The 16,056-nt window shown below is 64.7% G+C and carries 17 protein-coding genes; 6 read left to right on the forward strand and 11 right to left on the reverse strand.

Going from position 1 to position 16,056, the window contains the following annotated elements; translation table 11 throughout:
- Positions 1-53: 53 nt before the first annotated feature.
- Positions 54-536, forward strand: coding sequence for a TIGR02444 family protein (locus K8374_RS23145; protein ID WP_224457366.1), 483 nt, complete (start codon positions 54-56; stop codon positions 534-536).
- On the opposite strand, the gene K8374_RS23150 is transcribed toward K8374_RS23145, so the two are convergent.
- Positions 512-1,570 (reverse strand): AlgP family protein, encoded by a 1,059-nt coding sequence (locus tag K8374_RS23150; protein WP_224457367.1) that lies wholly within the window; start codon positions 1,568-1,570, stop codon positions 512-514. The genes K8374_RS23145 and K8374_RS23150 overlap by 25 nt on opposite strands.
- 224 nt (positions 1,571-1,794) lie before the next feature.
- Between K8374_RS23150 and K8374_RS23155 the strand changes: the two genes are divergently transcribed.
- Positions 1,795-2,457 carry an FKBP-type peptidyl-prolyl cis-trans isomerase gene (locus tag K8374_RS23155; protein ID WP_224457368.1) on the forward strand — a complete coding sequence of 221 codons (663 nt, stop codon included), beginning with the start codon at positions 1,795-1,797 and terminating at the stop codon, positions 2,455-2,457.
- A gap of 9 nt (positions 2,458-2,466) precedes the next feature.
- Here the strand turns inward: K8374_RS23155 and rsd are convergent, their stop codons facing one another.
- From rsd to K8374_RS23190, 7 genes are all read right to left on the reverse strand, one after another.
- Positions 2,467-2,937 (reverse strand): sigma D regulator, encoded by a 471-nt coding sequence (gene rsd / locus K8374_RS23160; protein WP_084855399.1) that lies wholly within the window; start codon positions 2,935-2,937, stop codon positions 2,467-2,469.
- A gap of 231 nt (positions 2,938-3,168) precedes the next feature.
- Entirely contained in the window at positions 3,169-3,675 is a 507-nt protein-coding gene (locus K8374_RS23165; protein ID WP_224457369.1) for a disulfide bond formation protein B, read from the reverse strand.
- A gap of 222 nt (positions 3,676-3,897) precedes the next feature.
- A complete protein-coding gene (locus K8374_RS23170) occupies positions 3,898-5,136 on the reverse strand; it encodes a heme biosynthesis HemY N-terminal domain-containing protein (RefSeq protein WP_224457370.1) in 1,239 nt (412 codons plus the stop codon).
- Positions 5,133-6,233 carry a uroporphyrinogen-III C-methyltransferase gene (locus K8374_RS23175; RefSeq protein WP_224457371.1) on the reverse strand — a complete coding sequence of 367 codons (1,101 nt, stop codon included), beginning with the start codon at positions 6,231-6,233 and terminating at the stop codon, positions 5,133-5,135. Before K8374_RS23175 ends, K8374_RS23170 begins: the two co-directional genes overlap by 4 nt.
- 45 nt (positions 6,234-6,278) lie before the next feature.
- Positions 6,279-7,049 (reverse strand): uroporphyrinogen-III synthase, encoded by a 771-nt coding sequence (locus tag K8374_RS23180; protein WP_224457372.1) that lies wholly within the window; start codon positions 7,047-7,049, stop codon positions 6,279-6,281.
- Positions 7,046-7,987, reverse strand: coding sequence for a hydroxymethylbilane synthase (hemC, locus tag K8374_RS23185; RefSeq protein WP_224457373.1), 942 nt, complete (start codon positions 7,985-7,987; stop codon positions 7,046-7,048). Before hemC ends, K8374_RS23180 begins: the two co-directional genes overlap by 4 nt.
- Before the next feature lie 195 nt (positions 7,988-8,182).
- Positions 8,183-8,926, reverse strand: coding sequence for a LytR/AlgR family response regulator transcription factor (locus tag K8374_RS23190; protein WP_196144622.1), 744 nt, complete (start codon positions 8,924-8,926; stop codon positions 8,183-8,185).
- A 309-nt stretch (positions 8,927-9,235) separates the two neighbouring features.
- On the opposite strand from K8374_RS23190, the gene argH reads away from it, so the two are divergent.
- Complete coding sequence (gene argH, locus K8374_RS23195) at positions 9,236-10,630, forward strand: argininosuccinate lyase (protein ID WP_070572082.1); 1,395 nt, start codon at positions 9,236-9,238, stop codon at positions 10,628-10,630.
- 91 nt (positions 10,631-10,721) lie between these two features.
- On the opposite strand, the gene K8374_RS23200 is transcribed toward argH, so the two are convergent.
- Complete coding sequence (locus K8374_RS23200; RefSeq protein ID WP_224457374.1) at positions 10,722-11,381, reverse strand: glutathione S-transferase; 660 nt, start codon at positions 11,379-11,381, stop codon at positions 10,722-10,724.
- A gap of 147 nt (positions 11,382-11,528) precedes the next feature.
- Here K8374_RS23200 and K8374_RS23205 point away from each other — a divergent pair, with 147 nt between their 5' ends.
- The 3 genes from K8374_RS23205 (at position 11,529) to K8374_RS23215 (ending at position 15,160) form a co-directional block, all read left to right on the forward strand.
- On the forward strand, positions 11,529-11,837 hold the full coding sequence (locus K8374_RS23205; protein ID WP_084855390.1) for a hypothetical protein: 309 nt from the start codon (positions 11,529-11,531) through the stop codon (positions 11,835-11,837).
- Positions 11,838-11,901: 64 nt separating this feature from the next.
- Positions 11,902-12,147, forward strand: a complete 246-nt coding sequence (locus tag K8374_RS23210) for a TIGR02647 family protein (protein ID WP_084855389.1) — start codon at positions 11,902-11,904, stop codon at positions 12,145-12,147.
- Between the two features lie 148 nt (positions 12,148-12,295).
- Entirely contained in the window at positions 12,296-15,160 is a 2,865-nt protein-coding gene (locus tag K8374_RS23215; protein WP_224457375.1) for a class I adenylate cyclase, read from the forward strand.
- A 130-nt stretch (positions 15,161-15,290) separates the two neighbouring features.
- Here K8374_RS23215 and rnk read toward each other — a convergent pair whose 3' ends face one another.
- Both rnk and K8374_RS23225 read right to left on the reverse strand, forming a co-directional pair.
- Positions 15,291-15,701: a nucleoside diphosphate kinase regulator gene (rnk, locus tag K8374_RS23220; protein WP_084855387.1), complete on the reverse strand. Its 411-nt coding sequence runs from the start codon at positions 15,699-15,701 to the stop codon at positions 15,291-15,293.
- A gap of 133 nt (positions 15,702-15,834) precedes the next feature.
- A complete protein-coding gene (locus K8374_RS23225) occupies positions 15,835-16,056 on the reverse strand; it encodes a DUF1289 domain-containing protein (protein WP_224457376.1) in 222 nt (73 codons plus the stop codon).

Here is a 16,056-nt window from a genome sequence, read left to right on the forward strand (position 1 = left end):
ATCAGCTTCCCACTGGAGCACACAGGCCACCTTGACCACTGGCGAGCCCGAACATGCACGACGATTTGTGGAACTACGCCCTGGCCCTGTACACCCGGCCGGGGGTTGAAAGCGCCTGCCTGACCTTGCAGGCACTGGGCGGTGATGTCTGCCTGCTGCTGTGCGGCACCTGGCTGCGAGCGCGTGGCGTGGCGCCGGATGCCGAGCGGGTGCGTGCACTGCAGGAGCTTGCCGCGCCCTGGCAACGCCAGGTCGTGACGCCGTTGCGAACGCTACGCCAACAGTGGCGTGCTGGCGCGCAGGACGACCCGCAGCTGGCGGCATTGCGCGAGCGAGTGAAAGGGTTGGAATTGGAGGCCGAGCGCACCTTGCTGGCACGCCTGGAGCAGCGGGCACAGGCATGGCCCACTACGCAGGGCCACCTTGTGGAAGACTGGCTGCCCTGGCTGGCGCCAGAGCAGGCCCGCGGCCACGACGCGCTGCGTCAACTGCGCGTCGTGGCCGAAGGGCTTCAGGACGCCGACGAAGGCGACTGAGCCGGGCTGCTGGCCGGTGCTGGCGAAGCGGCAGCCGGTGCCGCCGAGTTGGTCGCTGGCGCCGAGCTGCTGCTTACCGCCGGTGTGGAAGGCTTGGTTTCGGCAGGCTTGCTGGCGGCAGGCTTGGCTGCAGCTGGCTTGGCCGGGGCTTTTGCCGCAGCGGGTCTGGCTGCGGGCTTGCTCGCGGTGGCCTTGGCAGCAGCGGGTTTGGTAGCCGGCTTGGCGGCGGCGCTCTTGACCGCGGTAGGTTTGGCTGCGGGCTTGGCAGCAGCCTTGGTGGCGGCAGGTTTGGCTGCAGGCTTCGCGGCAGCGGCCTTGGCGGCAGCTGGCTTGGCAGCGGTGGCTTTGGCAGCAGGCTTGGCAGCAGCGGTACGCACGGCTGGTTTGGCAGCAGCAGTCTTCGTGGCTGCGGGCTTGGCGGCGCTGCGGGTAGCCGGCTTGGCAGCAGCGGCTTTGGCGGCGGCCGGTTTTGCAGCAGGTTTGGCAGCGGCAGTGCGAGCGGTAGCCGGTTTAGCGGAAGCCTTGGCTGGGGCCGCTTTGGCGGCCGGCTTGGTAGCCGGTTTGGCCGCGGCTTTTACCGGCGCCTTGGCCGCAGGCTTGGCCACTACCCGCGCCGGAGCCTTGGCGGCGGCGGCACGTTGGTCAAGCGCCTTGCCGGCGGCTTCGCGTACCTTGCCGACACCCTGCGCCAGCTTCAGGCTTTCCTGGGCATCGCGCTTGAGCTGTTGAATATAAGTACGAGTCTGTGCCTGACGCTCTTTGAGCGAATCGAGCAATTCTTCAAGTTCGCCGGCTGCTTTCTGGGCCTTGCCCTGGGCCTTGGCTTTACCGGCCTTGGCGGCGTCCTGCAACTTCAGGCGCGCATTGTGGAGTTTCTCCTGCGCCTTGCCACGTTGCTTTTCCAACTTGGTCAGCAGTTTCTCGGCATCCGCCAGCGCTTGCGAGCAGGCATCTTCCAAATGTTCGAGCAGGCTGCCCGAAAGTTGCTGGAGCAGGTGCAACGGCGTACTGACTGGCTTCTTCTTGGCCGACATGGCTTACCTCCTGGCTGACGAGAGTGCGGCTCATACTATGCTTCTGCTGCTTACGCCGCTAGGGCATGTTGACCGTAATATTGATGCCGCGTTGCATGCCTGGGCAAAGTTGTCATCTTGCAGCTCGGTGCAAGTGTAGTTGGTCAATAAAGTGTTGCTGATATTTACATATCTTTCATCAACAAGGCTGGCATACTTTCCGTTCCTCCCAACCGGAGTTGAACGTGCCTCGTTATCTTGTCCTGAGCCTGTGCCTGGCAGCCCCCTTTGCCCTGGCCGATCCTGCTACCCCTGCCAATGACCATGACCTGGCCTACAGCCTGGGCGCGAGCCTCGGTGAACGCCTGCGCGCCGAAGTCCCCGGCCTGCAGCTCGATGCACTGCTCGAAGGGTTGCGCCAGGCCTACCAAGGCCAGCCACTGAAACTGGAAAAGCCGCGCATGCAGGCCATCCTCCAGCAGCACGAGGAACAGGCCAACGCAGCGGCAGAGAAGGCCGAGATCGAGCGGTTACAGGCGGACGAAAAACGCTTCATGGCCAGCGAGCGGGCGCGCGCCGGCATGCATGAGCTGGACGGGGGCATCCTCTACACTGAACTGGCGCGTGGCAATGGCAACGCCCCCAGGGCCGGCGGCAAGGTGCAGGTACGCTACGTGGGGAAACTGCCGGACGGCTCGGTCTTCGACCAGAGCCTGCAACCGCAGTGGTTCAGCCTGGATTCGGTAATCGAAGGGTGGCAGGCAGCCTTGCCGCGCATGAAGGCAGGGGCGAAGTGGCGCCTGGTGATCCCCTCGGCGCGGGCCTATGGCGCCGAAGGCGCGGGCGACCTGATCGCCCCTTACACGCCCCTGGTGTTTGAAATCGAACTGCTGGCGGTCGCCAACTGACACAGGCCGTCAGGCCTGCACCGCGCTCTCTTCCTTGTGCGCGTTGTGCAGCACTTCGATCAGGCAGTCTTCCAGCTCGAAACGCTCATGCAGCAAGCTGCCGAGCTTGCCCAGTTTTTCGGCGAAGCGCTCTGTGTCCTTGCATTCCCCTTTCTCGCAATGGTCATTGAAGGCCAGGGCGATCTGGGTAATGTCGTTGATTCGCGGATTGATATCCTCGGCCAGCTTCAGGGCCTCGTTGTCACCGAACGCCTTGGCCTCCGTGACCAATTGTTCGCAGACTTCGAAATGCCACGCCGACACATAATCGACCAGCACCGCACAGAAATCGCGGTTCTTGTCCTTGTCGGCAAAGGCTGGCTTGGCATCGCGCAAGGTGCGAAAAGCCTTGACCAGCTCCTCCCGCTCCTTGAGCCAACGATCGATCAGCTTGTGAACCCCACCCCAGCGTTCCTGAGCGTTCTGACAACTATCGAGCATGGCTATCTCATCCCTTCTGGGTTGATGCCGCTGCACCTCGCGCATAAGCACCGCAGCACAAAGGTGACATCAGCAGGACGGCATCGAGCAGTTGTGTTTTCGGTATGCGTGCTGGGAGATTATTCCCGCGCGTGCTGGCCTTCAAGGTACGCAGCGGACAAAGTTCATACAAGCGTTTAATACCCTTCCGGGGCACCGCTGGTCGAACAATCCCATCGCGCTTGCCATGGGTCAACCTTTGTCGATCCTGTGCAAGCGATACGCAACCAACCACCCCAGGGGTAGCGTCGATAACAGCAAGAAGGCCAGCAGGCTCCATTCGGGCAGGGTCAGGTCGATGAAGCTCCAAGTCAACGAGGTGCAGTCGGGGCCACCGAACAGAAGTTGCCTCAAGGCCTCGCGCCAGGATTGCTCCACGACCCGCCCGAACGGCATCTGGCAGGTCTCGGCCACCGCCCCAGCTCCCTGCAGCCAGACATGCCGCGCCGCCAACAACGCGCCCCCCACCGAACTGGCCAGCGCCAGCCCGGCATAGTTGCGACTGCCACGCAGCTGCGGCCTGTGGACAATGGCGCATAGGCAGATCAGCGAATACATCCCCAACAGCAGCCGCTGGCTGAAACACAGCGGACATGGCACCAGGTTCAACACATGCTCGAGGTGGAAAGAGGCGATCAGGACCGCCATCGAGGCGAGCCAGCCTGGTAGGAAGAAGACGCGCAAACGGGCCGGCAGCATGGGCAAGGAAAGTCCCGGGTTGGATGAAGTAGTCCGGAACGGTAGAGGAAAGACACGCTTTGTTTCAAGGCACTACCGGGAAGACAAGTCCCTGATTGAAAAAGGAAAGTGTTCAATTTCCCGTAGGAAGTTTCCGAAGCAGGCCAGCATAAACACTGGCGATGCTACCGGAGAAGTTACTGACACAAGTGCCCACGGGGTGACATGGACACTTGTGTCGGGTCAGGCACGCACGCCTTCGGGTAGAGGCAGGGCTAGCAGGCGCTCGTCCAGCAGGCCCAGGCCCTCCTGGAACAACTGGTTGCTGCGCTCGGTTTCCCCAAGCCCGGCAAGCAGGCGGGCCAATTCGGCACAGGCTTCCGGGTTGCGCTCCATGCGCAAGCTGCTCTCCAGGTAGTCGCGGGCCTTGCCCCACAGGCGGTTCTGCAGGCTCAGCCGCCCCAAGGTCAGCAACAGGCTCGGGTCTTGCGGATGCTCCTTCAGCCAACCCTCGGCAGTTTGCAATTGGCGGGCGGTATCGTCACCGCGCACCAGGCCATACAGCCGGGCCAGGTGGCTTTCATACTGCCGCTTGAGGGCTGCGCGCAGCACCTGCTCGGCCTCGCCCTGGGCCCCGACTTGGCGCAATTGCTCGGCATACGCCGAAACCAACTGCGGCTCCTGGCGCTGGGCGGCGGTCAGCTGTTGCCAGGCTCGTTCCAGTGCCTGCCGGGCCGCCTGCGGGTCTTCGCCGCGGGTCGCGGCCAAGCCCAGGTTCTGGCCCCAGGCACGTTGCTCCAGTTCGGCCAGTTCCTTGGCTGGCAGCACCTTGCCCTTGCGCAACTCGGGCAGCAGCCGGATGAGGGCCGACCAGTCACCGGTCTCCAGGTGCAGGCGATGCAGCAGGCGCAGCACCTGCGGGTTGTGCGGGTGGCGCTCCTGCATGGCCAGCAGGGTTTCATGGGCGCCGCCGATATCACCACGGTCCATCTGCAACTGCGCATGAGTCAAGGCGATGGCCAGTTCAGCCTGTGGCTGGCGCTCGAGGGCACGTTCGAGCAGGTTGTCGCTCTCTTCGGCCCGGCCCAACTCGTTGGCGGCACGTGCGGCACCGAGGTAGTACAACAGTGGCTGGCGCTCGGCCTCGGCCGCGCGGTGCAGGTGACGCTGGGCACTGGCCCAGCGGCCTTCGGCCAGGTCCAGCTGGCCTTGCTCGATGGCGATGCGGGTGCGCCGGCTGCGGTTGCGACGCGACCAAGGGTTGACCACGCCGGTGGAGGTCAGCACCAGGCCCACCAGGTAACGCAACAACCAGAGCACCACGACGACGGCAACCAGCGCCGCCAAGGCCGCCCACAGCCCGGATTGGTAACGGAACCCACCATAGGCGATCAATACGTAGCCGCTGTGCTTGGCAACCGCGATGCCCAATGCCGCGGCCACCACGATCGCCAGCACCGCCAGCAGGTAGACTCGCTTCATGGCTTGCCCCCTTCGGCTTCGGCCGGCAGGTGCCTGCGCTGGATATAGGCCTGCACCGCCGCCAGGCTCTCGCTCAGGTCAGGGGTGACCACCGAGACCGGCTGCTCGGCCAGTTCGTTGAGGCTGGCAAGCATGGCCTTGCTCTGCGGGTTGTCGGCGTTGAAGTTGGCCAGCAGTACGCTGCGCGCATCGTCCAGGGCCTGGGTATAGACCTTGGCGTCGCCATTGAGCGCGGCCCATTGGGCCTGTTCGATGGTCAGGCTCAAGGCCAGGCGCAACTGGTTCAGCGACTGCCCAGACAGCAGCGGCCGCACATTCTCATCGGCATTGAACTCGATCTGGAAGTACTTGGAGATCTCGGCCCACCACTGGGACAGGCGGCTGGCACCGTCGCCGTCGGCGGTCAGTGCCCCCAGGGCATCAGCCTTGGTTTCGAACTCCGGCGCCTGGGCGCTGAGTTGCTGGACCAGCTCACGCTGGGCGGCGAGCTTGAGGAACAGGCCGGTGCGATCCGGCTGTTCGGTGCTGTTGAGGGTCGCAAGGCTGCGGGCCAGTTGCTCGCGGGCGGCGAAGGCGCCCGGGTCGCTCTGCTCGCGCAGGATCTCATCGGCGCCTTCGACCAGCGCCTTGGCGCTGGTGATGTCCTGCAGGGCCGACAGGCGCAGGGTCGCCAGGCGCAGCAGGTGCTCGGCCTCGGCCAGGCGCCATTCCTTGCGGCTTTCGCCGAGCACCGTCTCCAGGCGCTGGCTCAGGCGTTGCTGGTCGCCCTGCAGTTGGGCCACCAGGCGCCGGCGATCTTCCAGCTCACTGGCCGCCGGCAGGCTGGCCAGCTGGGCGCTGATCTGCTGTTCGCGCTGCTGCAAGGTGGCCGTGCGCTCGTTGAGGGTTTGCAGGTGCTGGCCCTGGCCCTGCTCGGTGCCTTGCAGCTGGCGAACCTGCCAGACGCCCCAACCACCGACTGCGACCCCAGCCGCACCCAGCAGCAGAGCCAACAGCGCCAAGCCATTGCCAGAGCGCTTGGCAGGCGTGGCGGAGGTGGGTTCCGGCGTCTCGGACGCCGTAGGTTGTTCGTTGTTGGACAAGACAGTTTCGCTCACGTATCCATCCTTTGCATGGGGGCGCGTCGCATACAGCTTAGCGCCTTAGTCGGCAGGTGCAGCACTTCGCTGCACCGCAGCAATCAAGGCCGTGGCACTGGCGCCACGGCAATCCACAATCTGTTGGGCGCCTGCCGCCCTGGCCTGTTCGGCGACCCTGGGGCTCGGCACGAACAATGGCAGGTGCGAGAGGCGCGGCCAATCGGTGCCTGCCAGCTGCAGCAGGTGCTCGAGGCCCTGCCCACTGCTGACCACCAGACCGTTGAGGCGTTCCGCCTCGACGCGGCGCAGCAGGGTACCGGCCGGATACTCCGGCAGGGTGCGGCGATACAGTTCCAGATAATCGACACTAGCACCTTGCTCTCCAAGACGCCCGGCCAACAGTTCGCGACCTCCCACACCACGGACGATCAAAACCCGCGGCCTGGCGACCTCGGCGATAGCCTCGCGCAGCTGGGGCAGCGCGAGCAAGGCCTCGCTGTCATCGCCCTGGGCTGGGAAGCTGGCGTGCAGGCCGTGGCGCTCGAGCACCTGGGCCGTGGCCGCGCCCACCGTGAACCAGCCCCGGCATGGCGGCTTCAGGCCAGCCTGGGCCAGGTGTTCGAGCAACAGGCGTGCAGCCGGCTTGCTGACCACGATGATCGCCTGGTACGCCTGCAGTTGCGCAAGCACCCCGGCCTGAGGCGTCTCGAGCACTACAGGCGCAATGGCCAGCAACGGCAGGCTGCTGCTGGCGATACCTACCTGCGCGAGGCTTTGCGCCAGTGCCTGGCACTCCTCTTCGGGGCGGGTCAGCAGCAGGCGCCAGGGGCTCACGGGTGGCCGGCCTCGCCGTAGACGTCCTTGAGGATCGCCTCGGCGCCCTGTGCCAGCAGGGCCTCGGCAACCTGCACACCCAGCGCCTCGGCCTCGCCGCGCGGCGCCCGGGCATCGGCCACCAGCAAGGTGCCACCGGTGGGTTGGCCGACCAGGCCACGCAACCACAGCTGCTCGCCTTCGAGCACCGCATAGCAGGCGATCGGCACCTGGCAGCCGCCGTTCAGACGTTTGTTCAAGGCCCGCTCGGCCACCACCCGGTCGGCGGTGTCGGCGTGGTGCAAGGGCGCCAGCAAGGCATGGATCGCCTGGTCGGCGCTGCGGCACTCGATACCCACCGCGCCCTGCCCGCCCGCCGGCAGGCTGTCTTCGACACTGATGCTGGAGCGGATACGGTCTTCGAAGCCCAGGCGGATCAGGCCGGCCGCGGCAAGAATGATGGCGTCGTATTCACCGGCATCGAGCTTGGCCAGACGGGTGTTGACGTTGCCACGCAGGAAGCGGATCTGCAGGTCTGGGCGGCGAGCCAGCAGCTGTGCCTGGCGGCGCAGGCTGGAGGTGCCGACGATGCTGCCGGCCGGCAGCTCCTCGAGGCTGGCGAAACGGTTGGAAACGAAGGCATCACGGGGGTCTTCACGCTCGCAGATGCAATACAGGCCCAGGCCCTCGGGGAAGTCCATGGGCACATCCTTCATCGAGTGCACGGCGATGTCGGCTTCGTTGTCCAGCAGGGCCGTTTCCAGTTCCTTGACGAACAGCCCCTTGCCGCCGATCTTCGCCAGCGGAGCGTCGAGCAGCTTGTCGCCGCGGCTGACCATGGGCACCAAGGTCACGACCAGGCCAGGATGGGCCTGTTCCAGGCGGGCCTTGACGTATTCGGCCTGCCACAGGGCTAAGGCACTTTTACGGGTGGCAATGCGGATTTCGCGAGTGGACATGGAACGCCCCGATCCAGAGAAATGCTGTCGATGATAACAGCATCGTCGGGGTCGCTTGCAGATATGGGGCAGGATCCTTTGTTGCCTGCTGCGCCCCAATCGCCGGCAAGCCGGCTCCCACAAGGGTGGTGCAATGCGCGAGCCTGGCGGTATTCCTGTGGGAGCCGTCTTGCCGCCGATTGGGCCGCAGCAGGCTCAGAGGCTCTGCATCATCTTGCGCACGCCGGCCACATGGCGGCGGCTGACGGTCAGGGCGTCACCGTCCAGGCCCTTGAGGTACAGCTGGAAATGCCCCAGCGGCGTACGCTGCAGGCGTTCGATACGTTCACGGGCGACCAGCGCGTTGCGGTGGATGCGCACGAAGCGCTCACCGAATTCGTCTTCCAAGGCCTTGAGCGGCTCGTCCAGCAGGACCTCGCCGGCTTCGTGGCGCAAGGTCACGTACTTGTGGTCGGCGATGAAATAGATGACCTGGGGCAACGGGATCAACTCGATGCCTTTACGCGTCCTTGCACTGATATGGCTGCGCGGTCCGCCGCCTTCATTGGCAGGCCGGGTAAGGGCGGCGAGCTGGGCACGGTTGGGTTTGTCGGCCTTGCGCAAGGCATCGCGCAGGGCCTGGGGTTGGATGGGCTTGGTGACGTGGCTGAGGGTACTGTCCTTGAAGGCCTGGCTTCCATATTCATCGTCACCGGTGCAGAACACCACCGCCGGCGGTGCCTCGCGTTCGCACAGGCGGGCGGCGACCTGCAGGCCATCAACGCCGGGCATGCCGATGTCCAACAGGACCACATCGGGCTTGAGGCTTTCGATCAAGGCCAGGGCCTCCTCGCCGTTGGTGGCGCTGGGCTCCAGCACGGTGTAGCCCTCCAGCTCGCCAAGCAGCCTGCCAAGGCGTTCGCGGGCCAGGGGTTCGTCATCAACGATCAGGACATTCATGATTACGCTGGATTCCTGAGTGAGTCTCGCATGGGTATAGCGTAGACAGATGTAGGGTGACCGACAGCGCGGTCACGCTCTAGACCGATGCGATGGCCAAAGATTCACTGACCTGACAGATTCGCTGCCAGTCCTTTGTCCAACTGTAGACGCTTCGTGGAACACTGCCGTTCAATCGTTGAATATCCCCACATCCAACCCGGGCACGCATTTTCGGCGGATTCTCTCGACCAGCGCCCTGCGGCGCGTGCCCCAACCCTGCTATGATCGGCGCCACTTTTTTCGTTCACGCCTTCAACGAGTGAATCCATGAGCACCGACAAGACCAATCAGTCCTGGGGCGGCCGCTTCAGTGAGCCCGTCGACGCCTTCGTCGCCCGTTTCACCGCCTCGGTCGATTTCGACAAGCGCCTGTACCGTCACGACATCATGGGTTCGATCGCCCACGCCACCATGCTGGCGCAGGTCGGCGTGCTCACCGATGCCGAGCGCGATGCCATCATCGATGGCCTGAAGACCATCCAGGGCGAGATCGAGGCTGGCAGCTTCGACTGGCGTGTGGACCTCGAAGACGTGCACATGAACATCGAAGCACGCCTGACCGACCGCATCGGCATCACCGGCAAGAAGCTGCACACCGGTCGCAGCCGCAACGACCAGGTGGCCACCGACATCCGCTTGTGGCTGCGCGACGAGATCGACCTGATCCTGGCCGAGATCACCCGCCTGCAGCAGGGCCTGCTGGAGCAGGCCGAGCGCGAAGCCGAGACCATCATGCCGGGCTTCACCCACCTACAGACGGCCCAGCCGGTCACCTTCGGCCACCATCTGCTGGCCTGGTTCGAAATGCTCAGCCGTGACTACGAGCGCCTGGTCGACTGCCGCAAGCGCACCAACCGCATGCCCCTGGGCAGCGCCGCGCTGGCAGGCACCACCTACCCGATCGACCGCGAGCTGACCTGCAAGCTGCTGGGCTTCGAGGCCGTGGCCGGCAACTCGCTGGACGGCGTCTCGGACCGCGACTTCGCCATCGAATTCTGCGCCGCGGCGAGCCTGGCGATGATGCACCTGTCGCGCTTCTCCGAAGAGCTGGTGCTGTGGACCAGCGCCCAGTTCCAGTTCATCGACCTGCCCGACCGCTTCTGCACCGGCAGCTCGATCATGCCGCAGAAGAAGAACCCGGACGTCCCGGAGCTGGTGCGCGGCAAGAGCGGCCGCGTGTTCGGCGCCCTGACCGGCCTGCTGACCCTGATGAAAGGCCAGCCGCTGGCCTACAACAAGGACAACCAGGAAGACAAGGAGCCGCTGTTCGACGCCGCCGACACCCTGCGCGACTCGCTGCGGGCCTTCGCCGACATGATCCCGGCGATCAAGCCCAAGCACGCCATCATGCGTGAAGCGGCCCTGCGCGGCTTCTCCACCGCCACGGACCTGGCCGATTACCTGGTGCGCCGTGGCCTGCCGTTCCGTGACTGCCACGAGATCGTGGGCCATGCGGTGAAGTACGGGGTGGATACCGGCAAGGACCTGGCCGAGATGAGCCTGGACGAGCTGCGCCAGTTCAGCGACCAGATCGAGCAGGATGTGTTTGCCGTGCTGACCCTGGAAGGGTCGGTCAATGCACGCAACCACATCGGCGGCACCGCACCGGCCCAGGTGCGTGCAGCCGTGGCACGCGGCAAGGCGCTGCTGGCTTCGCGCTGAGCCGCTTGGCGAGGGCGGCGCCCTCGTTCGCGGGTGAACCCGCTCCCACAAGGTTGGCGTGATCCTTGTGGGAGCGTGGGGTCTCTTCTTCTCAACGCTTGCCGCGAACCATCTCCAGGAACGCCGGCATCGCCGCGTCCTTGTCTGCCGCGATCTGCGCCATGTGCGGATTGTCCGCGAATTTCTTCATCAACGCCTCGGCCTGCGGGAAATCCGCCAGGAAATCGATGTTCAGCACCTTTTTGCCCACGACACAGGCCAGGTCCACCGAGAAGCAGAACATCAGGTCGGCCAAGGTCATCTGTTCGCCCGCCACATAGGGAGCGAAACGGCCATTGCGCTTGAGCGTGGCGAACCCTGCCAGCAAGTCGGCGCGGGCACGCTCCTTGACCACCGGCTCAACCGCCATGCCGAAGAAGGCTTCCGGGTAGCAGGTGCGCGCCGGCAGCTCGATGTACAGCTCGATTTCCTTGAGCAGCTCACGCACCTTGGCCTGGGCGAAGGCATCGGCCGGCAGCAGCGGCTTGCCACCCTGGGTCTGCTCGATGTAGTCGAGAATCACGCTGGTCTCGCTGAGAAAGCCGTGTTCGGTCTCCAGCACCGGCACCTTGCCACGCGGGCTGATGGCCAGGGACTGCGGCGTCTGGCTGGGGAAGAGCAGCACTTCTTCGAAGGGCAAGCCTTTTTCCAGCAGGGCCAGCTTGACCATGTTGTAGTAATTGCTGACGGCAAATCCATGTAGCTTGAGCATTGGTTACAGCCTCCAGGCCGTAGTGGGATGAGCCGGCTGTTTATAGCCCCATCGCCTGCGGCTGGCCAGCATCATCCGCCAGGTCGATGGCCAGGCATCGCCGACGCGGGCATGGCACACTGTGCATCTCATTCCAGGAGCACAGCCATGAGCGAGCCCAGCGACATCGACAACAATGAAGAGGAAGCCTTCGTCGAGGCGACCCTGACCCAGGCCATCGAGAACCAGATCGAAAGTGGCGAGCCACCGGCGGCCAAGGCCACCTTCAACAAGCTGACCCTGGTCGGCTACGAGCGTGAAGATATCCTCAACCTCATGGCCCACGTGCTGGCCATCGAAATCGATGCCATGCTCGATGAAGACCGTCCGTTCAATGGCGAGTGGTACGAGAACGCCCTGCGTGCCCTGCCCGAGCTTCCACCTGAAGCAGATCAAGGCGACAACGACGAAGCCTGACTACACTCCAGGATCAGGCGCCGGCCACGGTGCCTCCGTCCTCGTCTGGAAGTCAGGAGTCGCCATGTCCTTCACCCCCGAACTGATCGCCGAACTGGAAGTCCTCGCCCTGTTCAACCTGGATTCCCACCAGGAAGGCATCAAGGTCCACAGCAATGCCTCCCCTGCCCTGGTGGCTGCCGCCCGGCGCCTGTACGAAAAGCAACTCACCGACCAACCCGACGGCGGCTACCTGACCAGCCTGGGGCTCGATGCTGCCCAGAGTGTCCAGCAGGTGCTGACCATCCTCAAGGCGGCACAACCGGCCTGAGCCAAACCCGCGCCTCAGGAATACCTGCATCGCCGCCCCCACAGAGGGGGCGGCAGCAGGAAAATGACGTCAAAAAGCCACTTATCGCTTATCCGACTGCAATACTCAGGCTAAACTCGGCGCAGCGCCTGGAAGCCCTGAGTACGCAATGAACCGCCCCCACGAAATCCGCCCCGATCTCGACCAAGGCATCGACCGCAAGGAACTGGCGAAACTGCGTGCGCGCTTCCTGCAGGTCAACCAGGGGCGGCTGGAGCGGGCACGGGAAGGCCTTTCGGCACGCCAGCAACACGTGCTGACCTTGTTGCCGCTGCTGTTCCACGTCAATCACCCGCTATTGCCAGGCTACGTCTCGGGCAATACCCCCGCCGGCCTGTCCGGCTTCGAGCCCGGCCCGCAGTTGCTGGCCGAGGCCCAGCGCCTGGCGCGCTCCTTCACCCACAAGGCCCGCCGGGGCAATGTGCCGCAGCCCATCCACGGCCTGTTCCTGATGGGCAGCCTGGGCACGCTGGCCCAGGCCGAGCAAAGCGACATGGATGTATGGGTGTGCCATGCCCCGGGGCTTGGCGAACATGAACTGGCCGAACTGCGGCGCAAATGCCAGCTGCTCGAGGCCTGGGCGGCCAGCCAGGGCGCGGAGGCCCACTTCTTTCTCATAGAGCCCCAGGGGTTCGTCGACGGCGAGCGCAATGGCCAGCTGAGCTCCGACGACTGCGGCACCACTCAACACTACCTACTGCTGGACGAGTTCTACCGCACCGCCATCTGGCTGGGCGGGCGTACGCCCTTATGGTGGTTGGTGCCGGTGTACGAAGAGCCCAACTACCGGGCCTACACCCAGACGCTGCTGTCCAAGCGTTTCATCCGTGCCGAGGACGACCTCGACCTCGGCCACTTGGCGCACATTCCACCCGGCGAGTTCGTCGGTGCCGGGCTGTGGCAGCTGTTCAAGGGCATCGACTCACCTTACAAATCCTTGCTCAAGCTCCTGCTGACCGAGGCCTATGCCAGCGAGCACCCTGGCGTGCGCTGCCTGAGCCTGGACTACAAGCAGGCGGTATTCGCCAACCAACTGGACCTGGACGCCCTGGACCCGTACGTGATGGTCTACCGGCGTATCGAACATTACCTGCAAGGCCGTGGCGAAACCGCACGCCTCGAACGGGTACGGCGCAGCCTGTACCTGAAGGTCAACAAGAAGCTCAGCGAGCTCGGCCGCGCCCGTGCCGGTGACTGGCAACGCCAGTTGCTGCAACGCCTGGCCGGGGAATGGGGCTGGGACGAACGCCAACTGGCGATGCTCGACAGCCGTGCCCAGTGGAAAGTGCGCCAAGTCGCCGTCGAACGCCGTGAGCTGGTAGCCGAGCTCAACCACAGCTACCGATTCCTCACCCAGTTCGCCCGCGGCCAGAACGCCAGCACCCGCGCCGACCAACGCGACCTCAACGTCCTGGGCCGCCGCTTGTATGCAGCCTTCGAGCGCCGCGCCGGCAAGATCGAGGTGATCAACCCGGGCATCGCACCGGACCTGGCCGAGGACACCCTGACCCTGGTGCAATCGCCCAACCGAAAGGAGCCCGGCACCTGCCACTGGGGCTTGTACAACGGCAATCTGGGCGTGCACGAATGGGAGCATTTCAGCCCCATCAAACGCTGCCGCGAGCTGCTCGAGCTGCTCACCTGGGCCCATCGCAATGGCGTGATCGACAGCAGCACACGCCTGGCGCTGCACCCTGGAAGCAGCGACCTGACTGAGTTCGAGCTGTTCAACCTGCTGGGTGCCCTGCAACAGACGATCGCACTGCCATTGGAAACCGTCAGCGAGATCCGCCTGCTGCAACCGAGCGTGGCCGACGAGATCCTGCTGCTGGTCAATGTCGGCATCGACCCGTTGCGCCAGCATCGCGACCTGAACATCCTGATGACCACCGAACGCACCGACTCGCTGAGCTACGCGGGCGTGCGCGAGAACCTGGTGCTGACCCTGGACCAGGTCACCCTCAACAGCTGGAACGAAGTGCTGGTGCACCGCTACGACGGCGAACACGCCCTGGTGCGCTGTCTGCGCGACTACCTCAACAGCCTCGGCCAGCGCCGTCATCGCCCGCGCCTGCGGGTGCGCTGCTTCTGCCACAACCGCGCCCAGGCCATCACCCAGCGGGTCGAGGGCATCTTCGCCACCGTACAACAGTTGCTCGACCAGGGCCTGAACCACCGTTACCTGTTGCAGGTTGCGCAGCATACCCATGTGCTGGAGCTCGAGCCCGGCCAGGTCACCCTCGCCACGCTCCCTGATCACGAGGCAGTGCTGGCGTGCCTGGGCGAGGAGCGTGGCGCCTACAGCCCCCTGCACCTGGATGCCAATGCCTTGCAGGACCATGACCTGCCACTGCTGCTGGAACAGGGACGCCCCCATTGCATCCAGGTGTTCTACCGCCTGTTCGAGGGCTGGGCTGACCTCTATGTACTCGATGAATACAACGCCCTGTGGCAACAGCGCCTGCCTTTGCAGGACGAGGCGCACCTGCTGCTACCGTTGCAACGTTTCTTGCGCTCGGTGGTGGTTCGCCGCGACGCCCAACTGCCGCTGGACAGCCTGCAACAGGCATCGCTGGAAATCCTGTATTACCAGCTGCTGCCGTCGGGCAACGGCAAGGCGCGTAGCCTGGAGCCGCGACCGGTGCCGAACGAAGAGGGTGGCCGGGGTGGCTATGAAGTCCAGGCGATCCTGCAGGCCGGTGCGGATGACGAGGTGCATGTGACGCTCTACTGCGACCAGCTGGAGTTTTCCGAACTCGAGCATGGCGACCAGCTCTATGCCGTGGTCGCCCGCCAGATTCTTGGCCAGCGCCGCAGTGCAGGCAGCTACCGGTGCTACATCACCGACCTGGACCTGTCCGAGTTGTTGGAGGATGAGCCGGGTTCGACTGCGCTGTACCTGCGCTACAAGACCGAGCTGGAGAGGGCGTTGAATGAAGGGCTGGAGCAGTTGCAGGCGGTGCGGGAGCCTTGAGGTCGGGGGCTGCGTTGCAGCCCGATCGCGGGACAAGCCCGCTCCTACAGGGGCGCTGTGCACATGCGGCGCCTCTGTAGGAGCGGGCTTGCCCCGCGATCGGGCCGCAAAGCGGCCCCTTTCGTACCTTTCAAAGGTCGAAATCACCCGCCGCTTCCGGCTGGTACTCGACCTCCAGCAACGTCAGCTTGAGGGTCTTGCCGCCAGGGGCCGGCCAGTCGATCTGCTCGCCCACCGACAACCCCAGCAGCGCGCAGCCGATCGGTGCGAGGATCGACACCTTGCCTTCGCCGCCGGCATCCTTCGGGTACACCAGGGTCAGGTGATAGTCCTTGCCGCTGGCTTCCTCGCGGCAGTGCACGCGCGAGTTCATGGTCACCACCCCGGCCGGGACCTCCTCGTGACCCACCACCTGCTCGGCGCGGTCCAGCTCGTCCTGCAGGGCGAGCACACCCGGCGTACTTTCGTCGAGGCTGTCGATCAGACGCTCCAGACGCTGTACGTCCAATCGGGTGAGGATGAGGGAAGGCTTGGTGCTCATGATCCAGTCAGACTCCTTTTTAACAGGCAGATAAAGCAAAACCCCGCCCAAGGGCGGGGTTTGTGAATGCTTTTGGCGTCAACGACGCAAACCCGACACTACCACAGCCGGGCAAATACTCAAGCCCATGGCGTCATTGGGCGCTGTGCTGCGCCCGCAACACCTGGGCTTCGCGGCAGATCTGGCGGCGCCGTTCGTCGTCTGCCGAGCGCCATTCACGGATGTGTTCCACATGACGGAAACAACCGGTGCAGACCCTGCGCTCGTCGAGCCGACAAACGCTGACACACGGCGAAGGCACCGCCGGGCTTACGTTGCTGTACAGCGGCTTGGGCGGCCGGGGTTGCTCGCTCAT

This window comes from Pseudomonas sp. p1(2021b), assembly GCF_020151015.1.
Taxonomy (GTDB): domain Bacteria; phylum Pseudomonadota; class Gammaproteobacteria; order Pseudomonadales; family Pseudomonadaceae; genus Aquipseudomonas; species Aquipseudomonas putida_K.